This window comes from Phormidesmis sp. 146-12 (assembly GCF_052939495.1).
The window spans coordinates 1-3703 of sequence record NZ_JBJPHS010000219.1 but is presented as its reverse complement, the minus strand read 5'-3'; the positions used below and the strand labels follow the sequence as shown (position 1 = coordinate 3703).

The window sequence follows — 3703 nt, the reverse complement described above, 5'->3', positions numbered from 1 at the left end:
CAGATTCGCATCTTTTAGGCGCGAATTCTATGCCCCAACCTCCTCCCTCCTCCCTCCTACTCTCCACTCCCTGCCCAATTGAGATGGCGACAGTCGTTAAAGCGGCGAATTTGCCAGAGGTCAGTATTTAAGCGGTTTTGGTTAGTCTGGTGCCAGCGCGATCGGTCGATCCAAAATTCAAACACGGCAGTATTTCTCGCCCTCAGTCGCCAGGAACGATCGCAGCCCATCAACTCGGCAATCAAATGCTGCAAAATCCAACTGTGGCTGACGACCCAGACCTGATCTCCGTCAACGTGGCGATCGAGCAGGCGAGTAATAAAGGCGTGAGAACGAGTCCGGGCATCTTGAAGCGATTCGGCTTTGGGAATTTGAATCCAGTCGGGCGAGGACTCAAGCGTGCGGCAGAGGTCGGGATATTGGTGGCGAGCTTCTGACCAGGTGAGACCTTTAAAGATGCCGTTTTGAAATTCTTTGAGTTCTTCGGCGTATTCGAGGGCGATCGCTTTTCCTCCGCTTTCTGGCTCATCCGAAGGAGAATCGACCCCCGAATCGATCATGTCGCTGACGGTCGCGGGCAAGGGAGCCGTTTGAAAATAGGACAACAAAATTTCAGTCGTCTGGGCCGCGCGTTTGAGCGGACTACTATAAACGTGAGACGGTCGCCACGACTCAGCCAGCAGATATTGGGCAAGCTTCTCAGATTGGGTGCGACCAATGTTGGACAACTCAAAATCTCCGTGTCCCTGCATTCGTTTTTGCTGATTACCGACAGATTGGGCGTGGCGGACAAAGAGGATTTTCAGGACTTTTGACATGGGGAGTGGGGGCTGAAATTGAAAAGATATTCAACATTAGACGCTAATCTTCTCAATTTGTAGCATTCAGAACTTCAATGCTTTGTGATCAAAGTGTCTAGAATCTTTGGCTTAAACTCCATTTACAATAACAGTGGTGTTTGTTTATTGCGTTCAGCCGGATTTACCTTATGACACTTCTAAAGTCCACAACCCGCCACATTCATATTTTTACTGCCGAAATCCAGAATAATGAGTTGGTGCCCAGTGAAAAGGTTTTGACGCTGGATGTTGACCCCGATAATGAGTTGACCTGGAATGATGATGCGCTGCAAAAGGTTTACCGCAAGTTTGACGAACTGGTCGAAGCCTGCGGCAGCACGCCTCTGTCAGAGTATAATCTGCGACGCATCGGGTCAGATCTAGAGCATTTTGTACGATCGCTGCTCAACAAGGGCGAGGTTGCCTACAATCTCAACAGCCGCGTGTTGAACTACAGCATGGGTCTGCCTCAAGTCAATCCAGAGAATGAGTAAGCAATCCGTCTGAACTAATCGTTTGACAGGCGCGATCGCTTTTTAACGAGTTGGGATTTCAATCAAAAATTCAGGGGGTCGATCGACGGTTAGAGTTGCAGGACAAGACTCTATCCGATTTCTTTGTGATGACCTGACCGATTGAAAGTCCCACCCCTGTCCCTGGGTCGATCGAGTGACGGAAAGGCTTAAAGAGTCGCTGCACAACACACGCTAGAACTTTAAAGCCATCCTCAAGGATCTGAATCAAACGGGTTGGCTCTCCAGTTGTCATTTTCTTAACTGATGATATACTGAGGGCGTTTTGTCGGCTCTACTGGAGAATAGCCCCTAGAAGATAACGGGATCAGGTGCAACTCCGGTGTCCCATAACGGTAATGAAGCCAACGATCGCTTCTGAGTGGGGATGTTTGCCGATCGTTAACCTAAAATCTGCGAGGTATAGAGGACTTGTTTTTGAGTATTTTGAGAAGTCAATCTGGGGCGCGATCGAGGGAGTCAAGCGCTTAATCCAAGGTTGCCAGCATTTCTGAGAAGGGATTTGCCATCACGACAGAGCGATCGCAATCACATCATTCACAAAGTTATTCATCATCGGTACTCGCTTGCATTACTGCAAAGTTTTAGTGCTGCGTGCTTGTCTGAATACGATGCCAAAGATCGTGTTCTCAATCGTGATTTTCGACTGTTCTAGAAAGCTTATTTAACTCAATCATTTTTGCACATTCACAACCGCTATTTCTCTCATAGTCCTGCTGCAAACGCTCGCGATCACACCGAGAACGCTACAAGCAGATTGTTCACCCTGTCCAGAATTTACGATTACCAAGGTTTCTCATGACCATTTCCGTTTCTAGTTTGCCTCGTCCCCGGTTAGAAGTGATTTTACCCACGATCGCATTACACCTGCTAACCCTACTCGTATTCGTCCCTGGCACCTTTAGCTGGAATGCGGTTGGAGTTGCGCTATTGTTGCACACGATTACGATCGGGTTGGGCATTTCGATGGGCTTTCACCGCCTGGCAACTCACCGCAGTTTTCAAGTTCCTAAATGGTTAGAATATTTCCTGATCGTCTGTGGCACATTGGCAGGTCAGGGCGCAGTGTTGGGATGGGTTGGCTACCATCGCGCTCATCATTTATATGTTGATCAGCCCCTTGATCCACACGATTCTACAAAAGGACTGTGGTGGAGCCATGTGAGTTGGCTAATGCACACCGTTCCCCTACAACCCGAACTACCTCGATTAACTCAAGATATCGCCCACGACCCAGTTTATCGGTTTTGCCATCAGCACTACATTACGCTGCAACTAGCATTAGGTGTCTTGCTCTATCTACTAGGCGGGCTGCCCTTTGTCGTCTGGGGGATTTTTGTACGATTGTTTATCGGATTTCATAGTACTTGTTTTGTGAATAGTGTCTGTCACAAGTTTGGCTATCGGAGTCACAACACCCGCGATCGCTCAACAAACTGCTGGTGGGTTGCTCTACTCACTTTTGGCGAAGGCTGGCACAACAATCATCACGCCTGTCAATCTTCGGCCCGCTATGGCTATCAATGGTGGGAACTTGATCTTGTGTGGTTAACCATCCGAGGGCTACAGCGTTTGGGGCTTGTCACTAAAGTTAAGGGAAGCGATCGACTGTAAGTTAGTCAAGGATATTAGACACTAGCCGTTGAACTCTGGACATTAAGCCGAAATCTAACGTCTAACATTCAACGCACTAACATCCAACGTCTACTGTCCAATGTCCAAGAGGAAGGTGGAGGAATCGAACCCCTAAGTGTAACCTTACCCTGGTTTTCAAGACCAGTCGCCGTCCATTCAGCGGCACCTTCCAGATTCCCAAAACTAATTGGGGTGACTGACGAGAGCCGAACTCGCTAACACTGATTTCACAGATCAGCCCCTCCACCACTTCGGGTTCAGTCACAGTGGATTCTGGTCGGATTTGAACCGACATCTTCCTGCTTGCAAGGCAGACGCTTTCCCAGTTAAGCTACAGACCCAAGTTTGGTGATTGGTTATTCGGGGTTGGCAGGAGTAGTAGGAGTCGAACCTACACAGATCGATTTAGAAGATCGATGCCCTTCCATTAGGCGACACTCCCACAGTTTGGTAGTCCTGGCAGGATTTGAACCCGCAACCCTCTGTTTGTAAGACAGACGCTCCACCATTGAGCTACAGGACTCCAAAAGCGAATGGCGAGACTCGAACTCGCGTCTAGAGATTGGCATACTCTGATGCTGCCGCTTGCACCACATTCGCACATTGGTTTTATACATTGGTTTTGTATTGGTATGGACAGCCCCTAAGTACAGGACAAAAGCTTGCAAAAACTAAGCAGGAAAGGGTTTCATGAGA

Annotated in this window: 3 protein-coding genes and 6 tRNA genes; 2 read left to right on the top strand and 7 right to left on the bottom strand. The window is 48.5% G+C overall.

Annotation, left to right across the window (positions count from 1 at the left end):
- Positions 1-56: 56 nt before the first annotated feature.
- Positions 57-818 carry a histidine phosphatase family protein gene (locus ACKFKF_RS34585; RefSeq protein WP_446871881.1) on the bottom strand — a complete coding sequence of 254 codons (762 nt, stop codon included), beginning with the start codon at positions 816-818 and terminating at the stop codon, positions 57-59.
- A 170-nt stretch (positions 819-988) separates the two neighbouring features.
- On the opposite strand from ACKFKF_RS34585, the gene ndhM reads away from it, so the two are divergent.
- Together ndhM and ACKFKF_RS34575 are read left to right on the top strand one after the other, a co-directional pair.
- Complete coding sequence (gene ndhM, locus ACKFKF_RS34580; RefSeq protein WP_446860981.1) at positions 989-1333, top strand: NAD(P)H-quinone oxidoreductase subunit M; 345 nt, start codon at positions 989-991, stop codon at positions 1331-1333.
- 837 nt (positions 1334-2170) lie between these two features.
- Positions 2171-2986 carry an acyl-CoA desaturase gene (locus ACKFKF_RS34575; RefSeq protein ID WP_446860984.1) on the top strand — a complete coding sequence of 272 codons (816 nt, stop codon included), beginning with the start codon at positions 2171-2173 and terminating at the stop codon, positions 2984-2986.
- 109 nt (positions 2987-3095) lie between these two features.
- Here the strand turns inward: ACKFKF_RS34575 and ACKFKF_RS34570 are convergent.
- The 6 genes from ACKFKF_RS34570 to ACKFKF_RS34545 form a co-directional block, all read right to left on the bottom strand.
- Positions 3096-3178, bottom strand: a tRNA-Ser gene (locus tag ACKFKF_RS34570).
- Positions 3179-3195: 17 nt separating this feature from the next.
- Positions 3196-3272 (bottom strand) — tRNA-His (locus ACKFKF_RS34565).
- A 2-nt stretch (positions 3273-3274) separates the two neighbouring features.
- A tRNA-Ala gene (locus ACKFKF_RS34560) sits at positions 3275-3348 on the bottom strand.
- A 26-nt stretch (positions 3349-3374) separates the two neighbouring features.
- A tRNA-Arg gene (locus tag ACKFKF_RS34555) sits at positions 3375-3449 on the bottom strand.
- Between the two features lie 6 nt (positions 3450-3455).
- Positions 3456-3530 (bottom strand) — tRNA-Val (locus ACKFKF_RS34550).
- Positions 3531-3535: 5 nt separating this feature from the next.
- A tRNA-Gly gene (locus ACKFKF_RS34545) sits at positions 3536-3607 on the bottom strand.
- Positions 3608-3703 lie beyond the last annotated feature (96 nt).